Here is a 19759-nt window from a genome sequence, read left to right as displayed (position 1 = left end):
GGATTGATGTCGTCTAAAACTAATAAGTATAAATTTATAGTATGATAACGAAGCACGATAACAAAATATTTAATAAAAATTATAAATGAGTAATAATTAATGAGTATTCAATTAACCTTAAATGAAAATGGCAAAAATGGTGTGCCAATCAAGATTTACACCACTGATATCGATCAAGGAGCATTGCAACAATTGCGCAATTTGGCGCAGCTAGAATTTGTGCACTCCCATATTGCAGTGATGCCTGATGTGCATGTCGGCATTGGCGCGACAGTGGGCAGCGTGATTCCTACTAAGTCGGCTATTATTCCAGCGGCAGTCGGTGTTGATATCGGTTGCGGGATGAATGCAGTGCGCTTGTCATTAAGTGCTGGCGACTTGCCCGATAGTTTAAGGAATCTAAGGCACGTGGTCGAGCAGCAAGTACCGGTCGGCTTTAATATGCATAAGCAAATTCAGATTAAAATGTCGACCCTTGACCCGCTTGCTAAGCGTCTACAGCCCATCACTGATAAGCATCCCGGTCTACTAAAAATGCTCAAAGGCTTTGAGCATACTTGGGCAAAGCAATTAGGAACATTGGGCGGTGGCAATCACTTTATCGAGCTGTGCTTAGATGAGAACAATGATGTCTGGGTGATGCTGCATTCAGGCAGTCGCGGTATTGGCAATTGTATTGGTCGCTACTTTATTAGTTTGGCTAAAAAAGAGCGTCAATCGCGCTTTGGTCATGTGCCTGACCGTGATTTAGCCTATTTCGCCGAAGGCTCTGATAGCTTTGACGACTATATTGAAGCCGTTGAATGGGCGCAAGACTATGCGCTAGAAAATCGCCGCGAGATGATGCGTTTGGTTATCGAAGCGTTGCAGTCGCCGCAATCTGGCTTGCCGCGTTTTCAGCTGACTAAAGAAGCCATTAATTGTCATCATAACTATGTCAATGAAGAAGTACATTTTGGTGAGCAGGTTTATGTCACCCGTAAAGGCGCGATTAGTGCCTATGCCGATGAGTTGGGGATTATTCCTGGTTCTATGGGTGTGAAATCCTTTATTGTGCGCGGTCTTGGTGACAGTCAATCGTTTTGCTCGTGCTCACATGGGGCAGGGCGACGTATGAGCCGCAGTAAAGCGGGGCGAACCTTTACCGTTGATGAGCTAAAATCCCAAACTGAAGGCGTTGAGTGTCGTAAAGACAAAAGCGTTCTTGATGAGATTCCAGGTGCGTACAAAGACATCGATGAAGTGATGGCCAATCAATCTGACTTAGTGGAAGTGGTGCATACGCTAAAGCAGGTCATGTGTATTAAAGGCTAAAACCCTGAATAGACTAAGAGCTACAAATTAATAAAAAGATTATAGGTAAAACAATGAACTTAAAAGAAACCGTTAAACAAGCCAAACAAATTGAGCGGCAGTTAGAACGGCAAAATGAGTCTACGCTTAGCAGCCAATTGCTAGGCACAACTAAACTGCGTAATTATTTGACACTAAATCCACTGCTCAGAAAAGGCGTATCCATGAAAAAGAAGATGTCGATATCGTCCTTAAAAAATGCCGCCGCGAGACCAAGCAGAATCTACGGCAGACGGATTGGTTATCGGATTAGTCATGAATTAAATAAAGGAAAATATTCATCCACAAAAAAGCCGTTCACTATTCTATATCTAGCGAACGGCTTTTTTTATTGCTATGCGTTTTGATGGTTATAATTTTAATAGCTGTTATTTTGATTGTTATAGCACTTCAAAACTTAAATTAACCTAAGATAAGATGGCCTCAAGCTCACCTTTAACCATATGTGGGCTGACAAAATCAGTGATACGAACGCTGACAATTTTTCCTAATAGCTCATCCATTTGTTCAGGATTATAAGGGAACATCACCGTACGTGTGTTGTCCGCCGTACCAATTAAACAATCCGGATGACGGTTGGCCACTTGCTCGACTAATACGCGGGCAGTGGTACCAACCATGTCATGAGATTTTTGCAGAGTAGAGTCTATAATCACTTTTTGGAATTCAGCCAAACGTGCTTTTTTGGTCGTAAAGCTCACATCATCCGGCAACTCGGCTGCTGGCGTGCCTGGACGTTTAGAATAAATAAAACTATAAGAATGATCGAAGTTCAAGTCTTTCGCCAGTTGCAAGGTTTGCTGGAAGTCCTCGTCAGTCTCACCAGGGAAACCGATAATAAAGTCGCTCGATAAATGAATATCTGGACGGATAGCCTGCAGCTTATTAATTTGATTGATATAAACGTCAATGGTATGGTTGCGTTTCATCGCGGCCAATATCGCATTGGAGCCACTTTGTACCGGTAGATGTAGATGTGATACCAGCTCTGGTAATTGCGCATAAGCATCGATAATATCATCGGTAAACTCTAGCGGATGGCTAGTGGTATAACGGATACGCTCGACACCATCGACGTGTGATACATAATGTAATAGCTCAGCAAAGCGGCAAATACTGCCGTCGTCTTTTTCGCCGCGATAGCCATTGACGTTTTGACCCAATAGATTGATTTCACGAACACCTTGGGCGGCCAAGCTGTCAATCTCAGCCAACACATCATCAAGCGGACGCGACAGTTCTTCGCCGCGAGTATAAGGTACCACACAAAACGAGCAATACTTTGAGCAACCCTCCATAATTGAAACAAAGGCTTTATAACCTTCAACGCGAGGTTCTGGTAAAAAGTCGAACTTCTCAATACTAGGGAAGGAGATATCAATCGTACCAATGCGATTTTTGGGTGCAATGTCACGCTGCTCGCTGGTTTGGTCATACAGCTCCGGCAAACGGTGCAAGGTTTGTGGGCCAAATACCATATCAACATAAGGAGCGCGCTTCTGGATATTATCGCCTTCTTGCGAGGCCACGCAGCCGCCGACACCAATCACTAAGTCTGGACGTTTCTCTTTGAGTTTGCGCCAGCGTCCCAGTTCTGAGAATACTTTTTCTTGCGCTTTTTCGCGGATAGAGCAAGTATTCATGAGTAACACATCAGCTTCATCGATATCATGCGTGACTTGCATACCGTGTGAGTCGCCGAGCACATCCAGCATTTTGTCAGAATCATAGACATTCATCTGACAGCCTTGGGTGGCGATAAAGACTTTTTTTATAGCACCAGTATTTACTTGCGCTGAAACCGTTGAGTCGAGTGCAGCGTCATTGATACGGGGGTTAAATACAGTAACACTCATAAGCGAAAGTCCATGATTAGCAAACAAAATATAGCGGCGGCAAGCCAGTAATGGGTGGCGTATTTTATCATAATTGCTGGCTAATGTGAAAAGTAACGGTGCATCATTAGGGTTAATTATAAAAAATATTGATAATAGTATCAATTGCTTATCTAACGTTTATCACCCTCTCTTTAGCAGTTATTAAGCGTTCATAGATATAAAAGCATGATAATACGGTCAGGTTTTAACCAGATTGCTAGTTATAGCATCTTTGTGTTACGCCGTACTGTCGTATTTATTGATAAATGGTAAGAGTAGTGGTGGCAAGTTAAAAGAATATAGTATGATAAGCGTCGCTTGGCACGCCCGCTAAGCCTAAATATCAAAAAACCTATTAATATTAAAGAGATAGTACGAATTCTAGATGCTAAAAAGTTAAATAGCTATTAAGAATATGTTAGAAAGAACATATATAAAGAATAGACATTAAATAAACATTGAGTCAATAAAGAGAGCAAGTATGGCAAAGCAGTCTAATCGTATGAGTATGGCCCGTGAAAAAAGACACTCACTACGAGTTGGTGCTTTTAGTGTGGTGACAGCGATAAGCGCCCTAGGATTATCGCAGGTGGCCTGTGCGCAGCCTGCTCCTTATGGTGGCTATCAGCCGGACACTAGTATTAACTCCTTTAACGCCGCCGCGCAAGCAGCCAGTCGCGGTGATGTCAATGCGCTATTTAACTATGAGCAGATAATGAGTGGCGGTCTCTTTGCCATGTATCCAACCTATTGGCGTATGAATTTAGATTTGAATGCTCAAAGCTCAGCGGCAGTCGCGCAGTTTGTTCGTCAATATCCCAATACGGTGATGGTAGAAAAATTAGTGGCCGATTTTGCTGAAACCAAGGCAGCCTCAGGTGATTATGCATCAGTACGCCAAGTGGCAAACCTAATTACCAACCCGGATCGTAGCGAGCGCTGCGCCATTGCGCTTGGGTTCAATCATGGCGGCGATACCATGCGTGCATTGGCTGAAAAGTCAGACGTTTGGCTGACTACTTTAAAGCAGCCAGCATTGTGCGAACAGCTGGCAACTGAGATGAATAATAATCCGCTAATTAGCAATCAAGATCGGACTGCACGCCTAAAGCGTATGTTACGTAAAGGTAAAACTGGCGACATCATGGCGCTCTCATCACGTCTTGGCACGCCCATCCCTTATTCAGCGCTAAGCGAGATTCAACTTAATCCAAACGCTTTTCTCAGGCGTTTTGGCACGCAGTCGAGCAGTCAAGCCAACCAATATTTATATTTATATGCTATCGGGCGCATCGCTAATAAGTCCTACCGCGAGGCGGCGCAGCAAGTAGACTTTGATATTAAACAAGACAATCAGCGTTCATCGCGGTTATTAAATGATGAAACACGCCGTTATGCGTATCGCATCCTTGGAGTAGAGCGGATGGGTTATACCACCGATGATGGTTTTAGCTCTGAAGCGGTGGATTGGTTTCGTAGCAGCTTAGATGATGATTTTAACTATGAAGAAGCCGAAGATTATGCCAAAGCGGCCATTCGTTTTAGCCGCTGGGATGATGTGATTGAAGCCATCTCACAAATGGAAGCAGAAACTCAGAAATCTTCTCAGTGGCAATATTGGCTGGCACGTGCTTATGAGCAATCAAGCGATGGCAGTAAGCGCAATCTTGCTAAAAAAATGTATCAACATCTCGCCAAAGGTAATGAGTATTATGGGTTAATGGCCAAAGATAAAGTCGGTCAACGCTTTGATGCCAGTCGTATGGGTGGTAGCAACTTACCGAATGTGAGTAGCACGGATCGCGCCCGCGTTCTACAAAACTCACACTTTGCGCGCGCGTTTGCTTTATATAATGCCGATGCCAGCCGTGGCTATGCTAACCGTGAATGGAACTGGGCGGTCAAACAGGCGCGTGACAGTCGTGATGATAATCTAATCATTGCTGCTGCCCAACAAGCGCATGATATGGGCTGGCTTGATCGTGCCGTTTATGCTGCTGATAACACCGATAAAGCCACTGTTTTGGCTCTATCATATCCGATGCCACATAAAGATTCAGTGGTACGTTATAGCCAGTTAGCAGGTATTGATCCGGCGTGGGCGTATGGCATCATGCGTCAAGAAAGCCGCTTTGTTTCCTCAGCCCGCTCCAATGTTGGTGCTAGCGGTCTAATGCAAATTATGCCCGATACCGCAAAATACATCGCTCGTAATTTAGGTGAGTCCTATAGCGCAAGCCGCGCCAATAGTGGCGATACCAATATTCGTTATGGCACTTGGTATATGAGTGATATCTTAGCAAAATTGAACTATCAGCCAGTACTCGCAACTGCTGGTTATAATGCTGGCCCGAATAAAGCCAAGCGCTGGCAGCCGACTTATGGCTCACTAGTCGCTGATCAGTATGTTGAATCGATTGCTTATCCTGAGACCCGCAATTACGTTAAGCATGTAATGGAAAACGCTACTATTTATAGCAGCCTGCTCGGTCGTCCTCAACCTATCAGTCAGCGTATGGGCACGATTCCAGCGGCATTTTAATAATCGTTATTAATTAGTGTTTTTATGTTTTAACGTTGCTTGCCAATAGCTTAAGACAAACCCATTCACTTTAATGTCATTAACACCGTCATAATAGTACAGCAACATTTATGCTAAGTTTACGATTCTGCTATATATTATAAAAACAGTGTTGTTACCATAACCTAAGTTAGTATCCGGCACTTATCCTGAGTTCTGAGCAGCTTGCTTGCTAACCAAGTCTATTTATAACCTATTTCGTCTGTATGTTTTATTCTATATGTTTTAAGCACCATACTCTCATTCTGTCCCCATGTTTGATAACTGCTAGATGCCTTGTTACTTATGATAAAAAAATACCTCAATTTACCCTTATTCATGCAATCCAAACATCATTTATCTAGGCAGACGCCCAAGCCTTATGAGTCAGAAGCTTTGCGATTAGAAAGACTAAGCGCCAGCTTAAGTGATAAAGAATATAGTGGTAAGAGCTGTAGCATCAAAAGCTTTAGCGATAAATATTATAATAACAAATGGCGTTTGGCTCGCAATATTGCCGGCCTACTATTGGTTCAAGGAGTTATATTACTGCCTGCTCAAGCGGCAAGTACGGCGAGAACGGGTCAGCAGGTGCTCATGATTGAGATGACGCCAGCATTATGTAACCTGCAACCTTCGCGTGCGCGCATGCGTCAATGTTTAGAGGGTTATTCTTTAACGGTATCGGGTCTCGACTTAGGTTATGGCGAGCGCTGTGGACGTGGTAGTGATCCACGTCTAACGCCGCTGCAATTAAAAGTGGTCAACCGCATTATGCCTGATACGACCGTCCGAACCCAAGCGTGGCAACACTACGGGGCTTGTAGTCCGCTAAGTTCTAGTAGTTATTTTCGCCAGATCGTCAATCATGCCGGTCAACTAAAGCTGCCAAACGAGCTGAATACCGGCAATAGCTATACCGTTTCTAAGTCGCGTTTTATTGGGCAGATGACCCGTTTGAACAAAGGCATGACTGCCTCGAGTATTGATTTAATCTGTCAAGATGGTAGCCGTCGACAGTCTGTTTTGACCGACGTCCATGTTTGTTATGAAGGCAACCAATTTGGCAGGTGTAACAGTGTAATTAATAATTGTGGCAAAAACTTCATCATCTCAAGCGGTAGATAGCTCAATACTCAATTTTCCGATAGTCTTATCAGCTATTTTATAGCGCTTTCAGCTATTATTGATGGCACAAATCTCATCAAATCTAATATTTCTTCAGTATAAAATGTAACAATATATACGCCAGCAAGCACAGTATTGTCCCTAGACGATTTACTAAATGAAGTGCTACACTACTCTCGGTTTGTGTCATCTGCCATTTAGTAAAACCATATTTAAGCAAGATTATAACTAAGACGTCTATATTTAAAATGATGATAAAATTATCTAATAATCAATTAGGGAGTATTTTATGAAACAGCCTATACGTGTTGCCGTAACCGGTGCCGCTGGTAACATCAGCTATGCTATGTTATTTCGTATTGCATCGGGTGAGATGCTAGGTAAAGATCAGCCAGTTATTTTGAATTTACTTGAAATTACCCCAGCACTCGACGCCCTAAAGGGTGTGGTCATGGAACTACAAGACTGTGCATTCCCTTTATTAGCAGATATTGTCCAAACTGATGATGCCAAAGTTGCCTTTAAAGACGTTGACTATGCTTTACTTGTAGGTTCACGTCCTCGTGGCCCAGGTATGGAACGTAAAGACTTGTTAGAAGCCAACGCTGCAATTTTTTCAGCGCAAGGTAAAGCTCTAAATGACGTCGCAAGTCGTGATGTTAAAGTATTAGTCGTCGGTAACCCTGCAAATACCAACGCGGTTATCGCTCAGCGTAACGCACCCGATTTAGATCCACGTAACTTTACTGCGATGACGCGCTTGGATCACAATCGCGGTATAGCGCAGTTGGCCGAAAAAACGGACAGCACGGTTAATGACGTGAAAAAAATGACCATCTGGGGCAACCATTCATCTACTCAGTATCCTGATTTAACGGCTTGTACGGTGAACGGTAAGCCAGCGTTAGATTTAGTAGATCGTGATTGGTACGAAAATACTTATATCCCAGAAGTACAAAAACGTGGTGCCGCAATTATTAAAGCGCGCGGTGCTTCTTCTGCAGCCTCTGCAGCCAACGCCGCTATTGCACACGTGCGTACGTGGGTAATGGGTACCGACGATAACGACTGGGTATCAATGGGCGTTTATTCTAATGGCGAATATGGTATCTCTGAAGGCTTAATCTATTCGTTCCCATGCACTTGTAAAAATGGCGATTGGTCTATCGTTGATGGTGTCGACGTGTCATCTGATTTCTCAAAAGAGAAAATGGCAGCGACTGAGCAAGAGCTTAACGAAGAGCGTGATGCGGTATCGCATCTACTTCCATAAGTAGAATAGTTAGATAAGCTGCTAAACAATTAACATTAGAAATAAAAAAGCCCTTCTAAAGTAGAAGGGCTTTTTTGTGCCTTTAATTTAATCTTTCAGTCGTTAACATAACTGGTAACGTTGAATAATAGCTTTTAAGAATTGACTTGCTACAATGAGTGAGTACTTAGAATTTTAGAGATAAAAAAGTAAACAAATAGTCGGTACAAAAACTAAGAATACTAAAGGAGAAAAAGAATGTTAGGTGAACCTGAATATAGTATGAACGAATTGTTTGCACAGTTAGGTCTGGATAGCTCAGATGAAGCTATTGATGGATTCGTTGAAAAAAATCAACTAGCAAAAGATGAAAAGTTAATAGAGTCTGATATCTGGAATGATAATCAACGTATGTTCTTACAAGAAGAATGGACAAAAGATGCGGCGTGGGTGGAGATTATTGACGATTTGAATGTACGCATGCATCCAGACGCCTAATTATTGCTTCAAACATTATAAATTGATAAAGGACTATTTATTAAAAGACCCACAGCGTTCGCGCTTGTGGGTTTTATTTTTGTTTTCAGCTAATATTTTTAGCTAAGCTGCTTAGTGCGCCATTCGAGTAAATCTGCTACATCGTTATGAATACCAGATTTTAGCGCCTCTAAGCTGTCATAGTGCCGCTCACCATGCAAAAAATGCAAAAAGCGTACGTGTAATGTCTGACCATATAAATTAGCGTGCAACTGAGGAAAATGAACCTCTAGGCGCCAATCATGTCCTTTATCCACTGATGGTCTGGTGCCAATATTAGCGGTACCAAATAAGCTATGCGGCCGCAAACCTGTGATTCCGGTCGCACCTTCGGTGGCGAGTTCTGTCAGACCGTTGGGTATTACTTGTCCTTGTTCATCAAGGCGAATAACATCAACGGCAAAAATACCATGCAAGGCAGGTTTTAGACGCGCTAAGTCAATATTAGCCGTCGGAAAGTCCATCGTACGACCAATTTTATCACCGCCAACCACCATTCCAGTGTTGGCATAATCGCGCCCAAGCAATTGATTTGCAGCAGCAATATCACCGGCTAATAGCAGATTGCGAATACGGGTTGAGCTGATACGCTCATCGGCAGCTGTATGATCAGTAACGGTATGCAGATTGGTCACGTGTAAGCCATAATCGCGCAGGAATTGACTATCACCTGTACGGTCATGGCCAAAACGAAAATCATCACCCAATACTAAAGCTTTTACGTTTAGCCGCTGCGCTATCATATCTGCAAAGGCTTGCGCGGTAAGCGTACGAAAATCACTGTCAAAGCTGGCAACGATCAAGGTCTCGACGCCATACTCTGCTAACAAGGCTTGTTTTTCTGCTAAATTGGTCAGGCGCGCAGGGGCCGTCGCCGGCGCAAAAAACTCACGCGGCTGGGGCTCAAATATCATGACCGCCGAGCTTAGTTTGCGCTCGCCAGCCAGCTGGCGGACTTGTTCAAGCATCGCTTGATGACCTAAGTGCACTCCATCAAAGTTGCCAATCGTGAGCACACAAGGCGTAAGCTCAATTGAATTAAGAATGATACTGGCATCGTTGGATGTCGCGTTAGGTAACACGTTCGGCGGCGTAATCAGTTGCTCAAGGAAGTAGGTTTTCATAAATTTGCAGCTATGATAAGACCAATTGAATAAAGAAAAACACAGCCAAAATAAAATTTGATGTGTCAAAAACCTGCCATTATAAAGTAAAATAGCCATGCTAACATCATTAACGACGCATCATTAATGATGAATCACTAACTATATAACCCTAATCATGAGAGCGGCTATGTCTGACCCTAATTGTGCCTCTAATGTTACTCTTCTTAATAATACAGTGCTTGATGATAATAAGTTTGATTATACGAAACTCAGCGACCAGTTTAGGGTTCAGCGCGCAAGTATTGATGACTTGCCAGAGGTTTTAAGCATTTATAATCAAAGCATCGAAGGTAAGCAAGCGACGGCCAATTTAGTAGCAGTCACTATTGATGAGCGCGCCGCTTGGTTTGCTGAGCATTTAAATAGCTTAACGCGTCCTATCTATGTGGTCAAAGCTATCAACGATACTGAGAAAACTGTTAACCCACTTAATGACCAGACGATTAGCCTGCCGGTTACTCAAGACTGTGCTACCTCGGTAATCGTAGCGTGGGGTAGTTTTAGCGACTTATATGCGCGTACTGCTTATCATATTAGTAGTGAAATCAGTATTTATCTGCATCACGACTATCATGGGCAAGGGCTGGGTAGCTCATTAACGCGCTGGATGCTGACTCAAGCGCCAAGTCTTGGTATTCGTAATATCGTGGCACTTATTTTTGCTCATAACCAGCCAAGTCTAGGTTTATTTACCAAGCTTGGCTTTGAGCAGTGGGGTTATATGCCGCAAGTTTGTGACATGCAAGGTTTTACGGCAGATGTAGTAATGTTGGGTAAAGCCGTTGTAGTTAACCATTAGGCTAATTTTTGGCTTTATCTTTTTAGCCTAAAATTTTCCATTGGCCATCTATCTTTTGTAGCTCGTAGCCCAGCGGTGCGGGTTCTTGTTGATCTTTAAGCATCAGCTCGCCATTGATAGTCGCTTTTGTTTTGTCGCTATTATATTGGGTATCTGTGATAGTGACACCTTCAACGGTTTGCTGAAAGGCATGTTGGGTTTTGGCTAGCTCATCCGTGAAGTTTGGGATATCAACTTTATAGTAAGTTGCCGCTTCCTTAACATCACCATGATATAAAGTATCGAGGGCTTGCTTAACCGTATCCTCAGGTGTACCCGCTTTAGTGGGGTTAGTCACTAGGCTTGGTTGCTGGGTGGCCGCTGTTAATGGGTTAATATTGTCGCTAGTAATATCCGTTTCACTTTTATCTTCAAGGCTATCTGTTATCTGCACGCCTTCATTTTCAAGGATGCTTTCAGTGCTTTCAGCGTCAGTCGCTTCTGCATCTTGAGTGCTAGTCGTAGCTGTCGTATCATCCGCATTATTCTCAACATCCATTGCGGTCTCAGCACTATCACTACCATCATTTTTATCACTATTACTGCAACCACTTAGCAGCAGTCCTGTACTCAAAACCCCTGTGGCTAGCAATTTTGGCAAGCGCTGCACTGTTAAATATTTAGCTGTCATAGTAAACCTCAAAATTCTTGTATCTATTGATGATCAATTATGGCAATTCTTAACGCCATTAACAGTCAGTGAATCATTCAAGCGTGTGTCTGTTTGGTAACGCTTAGCCTTAATCTTAACCCTAGCCATGTTTAAGCTGGTGCGGACGGAAGCCGCTTGCCAATAACACCACGCCATAAACAGCGGCACCAACGCCACACATAATGAGCAGCGCAACCAAACGTTGCCATTGTGCCTCATCGGTAGGGAAGTGGGGTAGCATTATATAAAGAGCGGCAACCATAGCGCCAGTAGCGATTAAGAACTGAGCAAAGAGCTTTTTCCAGTGGCTACCAAAACGAAAAATATCGCGTTTTTGCAAGAAATAATATAATAAGCCCGCATTCACAAATGAGGCACCAGTAGTGGCAAGTGCCAAACCACCATGTAACGGGATATCAAAAAAGTAGAATATACCAATAAAGATAACGCTAAAAATCATATTAGCAAAGACGGAAATAATACCGATTTTCACTGGCGTTCTTATATCTTGACGAGCAAAAAAAGCAGGGGCAAAGATTTTAATCAGCATAAAGCCTAAGATACCACCGGCCATACTACGCAGCGCGAGCGAACTCATTTGCGCATCACGTAAAGTAAACTCACCACGCATGAATAACGCCTGCATGAGCACATCAGAGAGTATAAATAACGCTGCTGCTGCCGGCAGACCGACGACAACAATCAGCCTTGCTGCCCAATCAATAGTTTTTCTAAAGGTGACATCGTCTTTTTGGGCTTCACTTCTCGACAAACTAGGTAGGATAACGGTACCAATCGCTACCCCAATTAGGCCTAGCGGCAACTCACTCATACGCTCAGCAGCATATAGCCATGAGACCGAACCGCCAATCATGAGTGAGGCAAATATGGTATTAAGCAGCAAGTTAATCTGGGTAACAGACACCCCAAAGATGGCAGGGAGCATCAGCTTTAAAATGCGTCTAACACCTTCATGCTGGAAGTCGATTCTAGGTAACACTAACAGTTTCTGTTGCGATAACTGCGGCAATTGGATTAATAACTGTAATAAGCCTGCAATAGCAACCGCATAGCCGAGCGCCATAATGGGCGTCTCGAACATCGGCGAGAAGACGAGCGCTCCGCCAATCATACATAGGTTTAATAATACCGGTGCAAAGGCAGGCGCTGCAAAGCGCCCGTAACTTTGTAAAATGCCACTGGCAAAAGCGGTCATAGAGATAAATAATAAATAAGGAAAGGTTAAGCGTAATAGTTCAGCGGTAATAGCAAATTTATCGGGCTGATCCGCAAAGCCAGGAGCAAATAAAGTCACGACCCACGGTGCCATTAAAATAACCACCACGGTAAGCATCGATAAAATCAGTAATAGTGCCCCTGAGGTGCGACTGACTAAGATTTGTACCTGCTGTAAGCTATATTTTTCTTTATATTCTGATAATACTGGCACAAAAGCTTGGCTAAAAGCACCTTCAGCAAACAGCCGTCGTAAAAAGTTGGGTATCTTAAAGGCAACTAAAAAGGCATCCATCAGTCCGCCTGCCCCAAAGACACTTAATAACACCACATCACGTACTAGTCCCAAAATACGGGACAACATGGTCATGCTACTGACCACCATGGTTGAACGAAATAACCGACTTTTTGCCATGAGAACCTATTCTGCTAATTTGTCTATTAATTTACTGAGGTCAAAAAACTGACGGATTATAGCATTTTCATGACAGGTATAAATGGATTGGGTGTGGAATGTCGAGTGTCAATAATAATTACTGAGCTAGCTGCATCATTATTATTTTATAATTGAGTAAATTAATATTCAAATTGTTTTATAAATATTATGAAGTAGATGAAAAAGCTCGGAGCGTTTATTAAGCATAGATTCTCTGTAATTAGCTGTATCATTGTCGTCGAAAGGTATGTTTACGGATTCCACTCTTTTTTTAAAAGCTATAATTGATTCTCCATATTCTCTAAGCTTAACTTGAGCACTACCATAGCCAAAAAGAAGTAATAAAGATTCTGCTTTGGTTAATTCATTAAAGCTATCAAATAGTTTTTTTTGAGCATCTAACAAGCCGTTAGATTTAGGAAGAGAGCTATCTAAAACTAATTTGCGCCGCCAGTCGGTGACGAATGCCCAGTAGTTTAGGGTAATACTATTAACAATCTCTACTTTTTCTGCAACTTCTTTTAGCATCTCAAACTCGCGTTCTACTTTGGCTTTTTTAAGCTCATTACGATGCTGTGTCGAAGATAACAAAAAAGCAATAACACCTGCTATCAATGCACCCAAACCTATTTTTACTGCTGAATCGACCACTTCAATCCAAGTCATAGCTTTCCTAATTTATAAAAATTGAGTGATTACTCTTGTTTTAGTATTTCGGTAATAACTGCTCGTAACCTTGTCCATTCAAAATAATCCCCAGGATCGGTCTTGCGGCCTGGGGCAATATCGCTATGACCGGTTAAATGCCGGTGGGTTTTAGGGTAAGCTTGATAGATGGCGGTAATTACTTGGGCCAGCGTCTCATATTGGGTAGCGGTAAAAGGGGTGAAATCTGAGCCTTCAAGCTCAATACCAATGCTATAATCATTACATTCAGGTCGGCCAAGATAGCTGGATCTACCAGCATGCCAAGCACGATCATTAAAATTCACAAACTGCGTGATAGCGCCATTACGCTCTATGAATAGATGCGCTGAAACTTCTGCACCCTCAATGGTTTGAAAATAGGGGTGCGCCTGCCAATCTAGACTATTAGTAAAAAGGGATTTGACATAATGCGTCCCATCCGCGCCGCATGCGCCAAACTCATTGGGCGGTAAGCTGATATTATGAATGACGATGGTATTGATATTTATGCCATCGGGCCGCTCATTACTATTAGGTGAACACAACCATGTCGCCGCTGATAAGCGTCCGTTGTTAATAGTCATTCGTATATCAGACTGTGATGAAATAATTGAGGTTGCTGTCGGCATAGTATTCTCTGCTATTATAGTGGTTGTTTAGAATTCAAAAATAATCTCTGTAAAAACTATCATTGCCCTAAGCTATAATCGAATTCTAAAAAGAGCTTAGGGATTGATTTAAAAAATAATTATACATAATTCCTTTGCACCAAATAGTTTTAATAAATAGCTTTTATAACAATCAACGCTAATAAATATACCTAAAAATAATAAATATAAATCATTATTTATGAATGCTTAACTAACTTTATTAACCCCGATCTAATAGCGTACGAGAAATTACCTCATGTCTAAAAACTCAAAGTCCATAGCCGTAAATGGCATGCTACCCATCATAAGCCCGTGCGCCCGTCTACCACTTGCTGTTGCAGCGCTGTTATTAAGCGCGCAGGCTCAAGCATTTTTGCCGACACCGTTATCGGTAGTGACTACTGGAAAATTGGGTAATACAACCAATCCAGCGTTGACTTCTAATCCTATAATTAAACGTACAATAGACGATGGGATTAATGACACTCAGAATGCGCAAAGTACTCAAAGCGCTAACGCCGAGCAGCTTTTAACCACGTGGCGTCAAAAAGTAAAAGCTGACAATTTAGCGCAGCATACGACATGGCGACGCTTATTGTATTTTATTGATGATGAAAAAAGTATTTTTAGTAAAGGTGAAAATAAAAGTCTGGTTGATGACTCCTCGTTCTTTTTGAGTGCTCATGGTCAGCAAGACTCTGGCGCTGAGCTAGACGCTATGTTAGTGGCACTCTCTGAACAACTGACAACGTCCGCTAATAGCGGTACTAATAATACTAGTATGAGCGCTCAAGCAAATAATAGCGCTGCGTTATGTCGCTTTCCTGCACGGGTACAGTGGCTAACGGATACCTTAAATATTGATAAAACACGTGTGCAAGTGGCCTGTCCAGAGTTTGATGACTGGATGGCAACGCTAGCGCCCGAGCAGCTGTCAGTAATGTTTGCCCAAGAGTATTTGGACAATCCAATATCCGCCTTTGGTCATACTTTATTACGTATTGATTCGCCAACCAGCGCGGCAGATTTTACCCAGATTCATCATGCCTATGCGCTTAATGACACAGTCGATGGCGATACTGCCGATAGTTTTTTGATTTATGCCGTTAAAGCAATGAGCGGTGGCTATGACAACAGTATCGAGATTGACCCTTATCCCAAAAAGCTAGCAGATTATTTAAAAGACGATGAGCGTGATACTTGGACCTATCAGCTAGATTTGACCCCAACTGAGGTTCGTCAAATCATGGCGCACGTTTGGGAAACTAAAGATCTAGATATACCGTATTACTTTGCAACCGATAATTGTGCTTCTGAGATTTTGCGTCTTATCGACGTAGTGCGTCCCAAAATGCACTTATTAAGTCAGTTGCCTTATGTGGTGATTCCATCTGACGTGGTAAATCTACTTGATGATGAAAAAATGCTGGTAAGTACACGCTATACGCCAGCCGATAGTACCGTACGGCAAGCACAGCTGAATAAAGCACGTCAGGCGGCTAAGCTTAGTCAGCAAAGTTTAGATAATCAAGAAAAGCTAGGCTATCAAGGTATAGATAAGGATGCCGAGAAACAAATTAAATCAGCAGTTAGCAATCCAGCATCTAGTATGTCAGAGGATAAGCAGAGATTACAGCCGCTGGCAATTGCGGTCTCTAATAATAATCCGCTCGACCGTCATCCGCTTCAACGTGGACAAATTGGCATTGGCCATCGTGGTGATAACAGTTATATTGATGTTGGACTGCGTGCCGGCTTTCATGACATCCTTGATCGACCAGCAGGATTCAAGCAGTTTTTTAATTTAGAAGGAATCGATGCGACGCTACGTTTTTATGATACTGATGATGACAAGGACAATAAGCAGCCATCAAGCGTAGTATTGCAGAACTTTACTTTAATTAGAGGACGCTCATTTAATCCAGTGAACACAGCGCAAAAAGGAAAAACATGGGGTGCAAATATCGAGGCCACGCGTATCAATGACGGCTCCCAGCAAGATGGTGGCGATCACTTAGTGGGCAGTACCACTTTAGAATATGGTAAGTCTTGGGTGTTTGGCACGCCGCGCACTGAGCCATCGGGCTTAGTGACCGGTGAGATGCCGCCGCAGTTATGCTATACACTGGCAACGGGGGCAGTACAAGCAGGGCGCGGAATTAACAAAGGCTATCGCGTTGGCGCTGGGGTAAATGCCGGTTGTCTATACCAGATTAACAATCAGTTACGCGCGCAAGCTGAATTGCAACTGCCATATTGGTATCATGGCAGCAGCGATGAACCGGATGTTCGTGGTCATTATTGGCAACCGATTACGACCCTTGGCCTGCAATATGATATCGACAAAAAGCAGGCGTTACGCCTCAATGCCAGTTATGATTGGCAAGATCGCGTCGATGCCAATGACGATGTGAAACTGGCTTATATGCGTTACTTTTAAGCAAAACTCTTAATCGGCACTTATAAGCAGAAGCTCTAAGAAACACAAGCTCTAAGCACTTTATTAAAATAATTATAAATAAGGATGTTTTATGACCACTCAACAGTTACTTATTATCGGTCAAGGTGATATCGGTTTGCCAGTGACCAATATGCTTGCTCAAGATAATTTCTCTGTCACTGGGCTGGCGCGTAGTGAGCGTAGCCAGTATGACTTAGACGACAAGGCAAAGTTTATGCAAGCCGATGCGCTCAAACTTAATGCTGAGCAATTGCAAAACTTTACCCGCATTGCGATTATTATTACTCCTGATGAGTATTCAACCAGTGGTTATAATGACAGCTACTTAAGTATTTGTCAGCATTTAGCCACGCTGGCAAATAAACTGACCAATCTCGAGCGGGTAATTTTTATCTCATCGACTGGTATTTATGGCCAAGATAATGGCGAGTGGATTGATACGGATACAGCATCAGTTACGCCCGAGCGCGATGCCTCAAAGGTCATATTGCAGGCAGAGCAGGCACTACAAAAAGGCTTTGGTGATAAAGCTATTATCATTCGTCCCAGTGGTATCTACGGACGTGAGCGTTTGATGCGTCTACGTAAAGCCAAAGAGTCACATAAAGATCCTATTGCTGCTGAAGAGTGGACCAATCGTATTATGGACACTGATTTGGTAACAATTATTACTAAGGTGTTGACGATGGACAGGCCAAAGTCGATTTATATCGCGACGGATTATCTGCCAGTTACCTCCCTTGAGCTAACCACTTGGCTGAGTAAGCAAGTAGAGGAAGAGCTACCTGAAGTGGATAGTGAGAAAAACTCCGTTACTGGTAAGCGCTTACATAGTAATATCCCGTTAGCTTGGCTCAAGTTTCCGGATTGGAAGGCTGGTTATCATGATATTTTGCAGCATCAAGACTCATAACATCAAGAATAGGTTTAACTGACAGGAATCTTAAACCTATTCTTGATGTTATCACTAGTGAGCTTTTTACCGATAGCTACTTCACTGTAGGGTATCGGTATTTGGTGTGTTTTACCTTCTATTTTACATTTTATCGTCTTGGAGACGCCATGACTCAGCCATTTACTTCTGATGACAGTCTACCGAATACCCAGTCAATATCAGGGCAGGGTAAGCGGACAGAAGACAGCGCTGAGCGGGCATCCAAGCTGCCGGATAGCGTTCAACCTGCGATTGTTCATCCGAACTTTGACCCTATGCAGACGCCGCTTGATCCAGCACGATCGTTAACAGACATTCCAGAACCTGCGCGGCGCATGAATGGACAGCTGCGGCGTTTGTATGGTAAATCCATACGCTTTTATCAGCCTAAAGAAGAGTCGCTATCGAAGTGGCAGCTGATGACGTCTGAGCCTTTTGCTGAATATTTGGCATTACTGGGTGCAGCAAGGCTTGTGGCATTGCCCGATAGTTTTTATCGCCATTATCACAGCCCAAGCTCACAGCCATTATTGTCCTCGCTTGAGGATATGACGCTGTTAGATTTGCTGGATATTCAACGGATTATGAATCAGTATCCGCAATTAACCCGTTATGGTTTTAGTGCTGATAACAGTTTAAATGGCGATGATTCATATAATAATAGTTCTAAAAATAGCACCAGCAACATTCCTAATAACAAACCTGTCACCCTACGCGCAGTAACTAAAAACTATAATCCGGATGAATTGCTAAACAGTCTTTATGCCGATGATTGGCAAGTAGTACTGCAGCCGGAGCAGTTCGAAACTGGCATGGGCAGTTTAGCGACAGATATTATGGCCTGTAGTGTGGCGGTACATGCGCTAACACAAAGCGCGACCCGCAAAAGTATCAACCATAGTTATAGCGCTGCCCAAATTTGTCAGCATGTGCGCAGTTATTTGCTCAGCCAAGTTTGTCGTCTGCCTGCGCATCGTTATCAATATCGACAGATTCGCCTGTTTACCGGTCATATCATTATCGCTGCTGCCTATCTAGGTTGGAACATTCAAGTACAAGATGACGGCCAATGTTATTTTAATCTCTCATCACGCTGCGGCTTGCTTACTCGCTATGCCAATATGCAAGATTACGATATCAATGGTTGGTCAAGCTGAACAATATTGCGTACAATAATGCAAAATTTTGCTCATAGGAATGCCTTATGTACACCACCTCGTTTTCACCTCACGATTTTATTCAGTTAGCTTTAGATAATAAAGTACTCAAGTTTGGTGAGTTCGTACTCAAATCTGGACGTATCAGTCCTTATTTTTTTAATGCGGGCTTGCTGGCAACTGGTGAGATGTTGTCATTATTAGCGCGTGGTTATGCCGAGGCCTTAGCTGCGCAAATGACTGCAGATAGCGATGTCAATGGTAATGGCGATTTTAAAGTTAATGATAAAGAATTGGTTATCTTTGGTGCCGCTTATAAAGGTATTCCGTTTGTCGCCGCAACCGCGCAGGCATTGTGGCTGCATCACGGCATCAATGCTGAATGGGGCTATAACCGTAAAGAGGTCAAAGCACATGGTGAAGGTGGTCATTTAGTTGGCGCAGATGTCAGCGGCAAGACCGTCTGGATACTTGATGATGTCATCACAGCAGGCACTGCCATGCGCGAAGTTATCGATATTTTAGAGCAGGCAGGTGCTAGTGTTGCTGGTATTATTGTCGCATTAGATCGCAAAGAAAAAGGCCAAGCAGAGCATTCGGCCATTCAAGAGTTAGCGTTAGCATTGCAAGTACCGGTACATGCGTTAGTTGATATGGACGACTTAATCAGTTATCTAGCCGATGACCATAGCGAGTACAGGGATGCCACTCAACTTGCAAAAATGCAGTATTACCGAACTCAGTATGGCGTATAATTCGGCTCAGACTTTTGGTAGCTTTTAGCCTATGGTTTGAGTCTTTATATACATTTAATATTAACAGCAATATCAACTTT

General features: G+C 42.9%; 17 protein-coding genes. 11 read left to right on the top strand and 6 right to left on the bottom strand.

Annotated elements, in window-relative coordinates:
- Positions 1 to 99 precede the first annotated feature (99 nt).
- Together JMY06_RS06640 and JMY06_RS06635 are read left to right on the top strand one after the other, a co-directional pair.
- Entirely contained in the window at positions 100 to 1314 is a 1215-nt protein-coding gene (locus JMY06_RS06640; RefSeq protein ID WP_201617353.1) for an RtcB family protein, read from the top strand.
- A 53-nt stretch (positions 1315 to 1367) separates the two neighbouring features.
- The gene (locus tag JMY06_RS06635; protein WP_227672218.1) at positions 1368 to 1700 is read left to right on the top strand and encodes a hypothetical protein; all 333 of its coding nucleotides are present in this window, start codon (positions 1368 to 1370) and stop codon (positions 1698 to 1700) included.
- 60 nt (positions 1701 to 1760) lie between these two features.
- On the opposite strand, the gene miaB is transcribed toward JMY06_RS06635, so the two are convergent.
- The gene (gene miaB, locus JMY06_RS06630; RefSeq protein ID WP_201617351.1) at positions 1761 to 3209 is read right to left on the bottom strand and encodes a tRNA (N6-isopentenyl adenosine(37)-C2)-methylthiotransferase MiaB; all 1449 of its coding nucleotides are present in this window, start codon (positions 3207 to 3209) and stop codon (positions 1761 to 1763) included.
- Positions 3210 to 3738: 529 nt separating this feature from the next.
- Between miaB and JMY06_RS06625 the strand changes: the two genes are divergently transcribed.
- From JMY06_RS06625 to JMY06_RS06610, 4 genes are all read left to right on the top strand, one after another.
- Positions 3739 to 5772: a lytic transglycosylase domain-containing protein gene (locus JMY06_RS06625; RefSeq protein WP_227672220.1), complete on the top strand. Its 2034-nt coding sequence runs from the start codon at positions 3739 to 3741 to the stop codon at positions 5770 to 5772.
- A 357-nt stretch (positions 5773 to 6129) separates the two neighbouring features.
- Positions 6130 to 6918: a hypothetical protein gene (locus JMY06_RS06620; RefSeq protein WP_227672217.1), complete on the top strand. Its 789-nt coding sequence runs from the start codon at positions 6130 to 6132 to the stop codon at positions 6916 to 6918.
- A gap of 289 nt (positions 6919 to 7207) precedes the next feature.
- Entirely contained in the window at positions 7208 to 8191 is a 984-nt protein-coding gene (locus JMY06_RS06615) for a malate dehydrogenase (protein WP_201617347.1), read from the top strand.
- A gap of 237 nt (positions 8192 to 8428) precedes the next feature.
- Entirely contained in the window at positions 8429 to 8668 is a 240-nt protein-coding gene (locus JMY06_RS06610) for a DUF2789 family protein (protein ID WP_201617345.1), read from the top strand.
- 98 nt (positions 8669 to 8766) lie between these two features.
- On the opposite strand, the gene ribF is transcribed toward JMY06_RS06610, so the two are convergent.
- The gene (ribF, locus tag JMY06_RS06605) at positions 8767 to 9831 is read right to left on the bottom strand and encodes a riboflavin biosynthesis protein RibF (protein WP_201617343.1); all 1065 of its coding nucleotides are present in this window, start codon (positions 9829 to 9831) and stop codon (positions 8767 to 8769) included.
- A 169-nt stretch (positions 9832 to 10000) separates the two neighbouring features.
- On the opposite strand from ribF, the gene JMY06_RS06600 reads away from it, so the two are divergent.
- Complete coding sequence (locus tag JMY06_RS06600; RefSeq protein ID WP_201617341.1) at positions 10001 to 10672, top strand: GNAT family N-acetyltransferase; 672 nt, start codon at positions 10001 to 10003, stop codon at positions 10670 to 10672.
- Between the two features lie 22 nt (positions 10673 to 10694).
- Here the strand turns inward: JMY06_RS06600 and JMY06_RS06595 are convergent, their stop codons facing one another.
- The 4 genes from JMY06_RS06595 to ampD all read right to left on the bottom strand — a co-directional run bounded on the left by JMY06_RS06595 (position 10695) and on the right by ampD (position 14351).
- On the bottom strand, positions 10695 to 11342 hold the full coding sequence (locus JMY06_RS06595; RefSeq protein ID WP_201529826.1) for a hypothetical protein: 648 nt from the start codon (positions 11340 to 11342) through the stop codon (positions 10695 to 10697).
- Between the two features lie 121 nt (positions 11343 to 11463).
- Complete coding sequence (gene murJ / locus JMY06_RS06590; protein ID WP_201617339.1) at positions 11464 to 13014, bottom strand: murein biosynthesis integral membrane protein MurJ; 1551 nt, start codon at positions 13012 to 13014, stop codon at positions 11464 to 11466.
- Positions 13015 to 13182: 168 nt separating this feature from the next.
- Positions 13183 to 13701 (bottom strand): hypothetical protein, encoded by a 519-nt coding sequence (locus JMY06_RS06585; RefSeq protein ID WP_201617337.1) that lies wholly within the window; start codon positions 13699 to 13701, stop codon positions 13183 to 13185.
- A 29-nt stretch (positions 13702 to 13730) separates the two neighbouring features.
- Positions 13731 to 14351: a 1,6-anhydro-N-acetylmuramyl-L-alanine amidase AmpD gene (gene ampD / locus JMY06_RS06580; RefSeq protein WP_227672216.1), complete on the bottom strand. Its 621-nt coding sequence runs from the start codon at positions 14349 to 14351 to the stop codon at positions 13731 to 13733.
- Positions 14352 to 14628: 277 nt separating this feature from the next.
- Here ampD and JMY06_RS06575 point away from each other — a divergent pair, with 277 nt between their 5' ends.
- The 4 genes from JMY06_RS06575 to pyrE all read left to right on the top strand — a co-directional run bounded on the left by JMY06_RS06575 (position 14629) and on the right by pyrE (position 19679).
- Positions 14629 to 16812, top strand: coding sequence for a DUF4105 domain-containing protein (locus tag JMY06_RS06575; RefSeq protein WP_201617335.1), 2184 nt, complete (start codon positions 14629 to 14631; stop codon positions 16810 to 16812).
- A gap of 91 nt (positions 16813 to 16903) precedes the next feature.
- Positions 16904 to 17746, top strand: a complete 843-nt coding sequence (locus JMY06_RS06570) for an SDR family oxidoreductase (protein WP_201617333.1) — start codon at positions 16904 to 16906, stop codon at positions 17744 to 17746.
- Positions 17747 to 17895: 149 nt separating this feature from the next.
- Entirely contained in the window at positions 17896 to 18924 is a 1029-nt protein-coding gene (locus tag JMY06_RS06565; RefSeq protein WP_201617331.1) for a hypothetical protein, read from the top strand.
- Between the two features lie 47 nt (positions 18925 to 18971).
- Complete coding sequence (pyrE, locus tag JMY06_RS06560; RefSeq protein ID WP_201617330.1) at positions 18972 to 19679, top strand: orotate phosphoribosyltransferase; 708 nt, start codon at positions 18972 to 18974, stop codon at positions 19677 to 19679.
- Positions 19680 to 19759: the final 80 nt, after the last annotated feature.

Source organism: Psychrobacter urativorans, assembly GCF_904846675.1.
In the GTDB taxonomy this organism is placed as follows: Bacteria; Pseudomonadota; Gammaproteobacteria; order Pseudomonadales; family Moraxellaceae; genus Psychrobacter; species Psychrobacter urativorans_B.
This window is presented reverse-complemented; position numbering and strand designations above follow the sequence as displayed.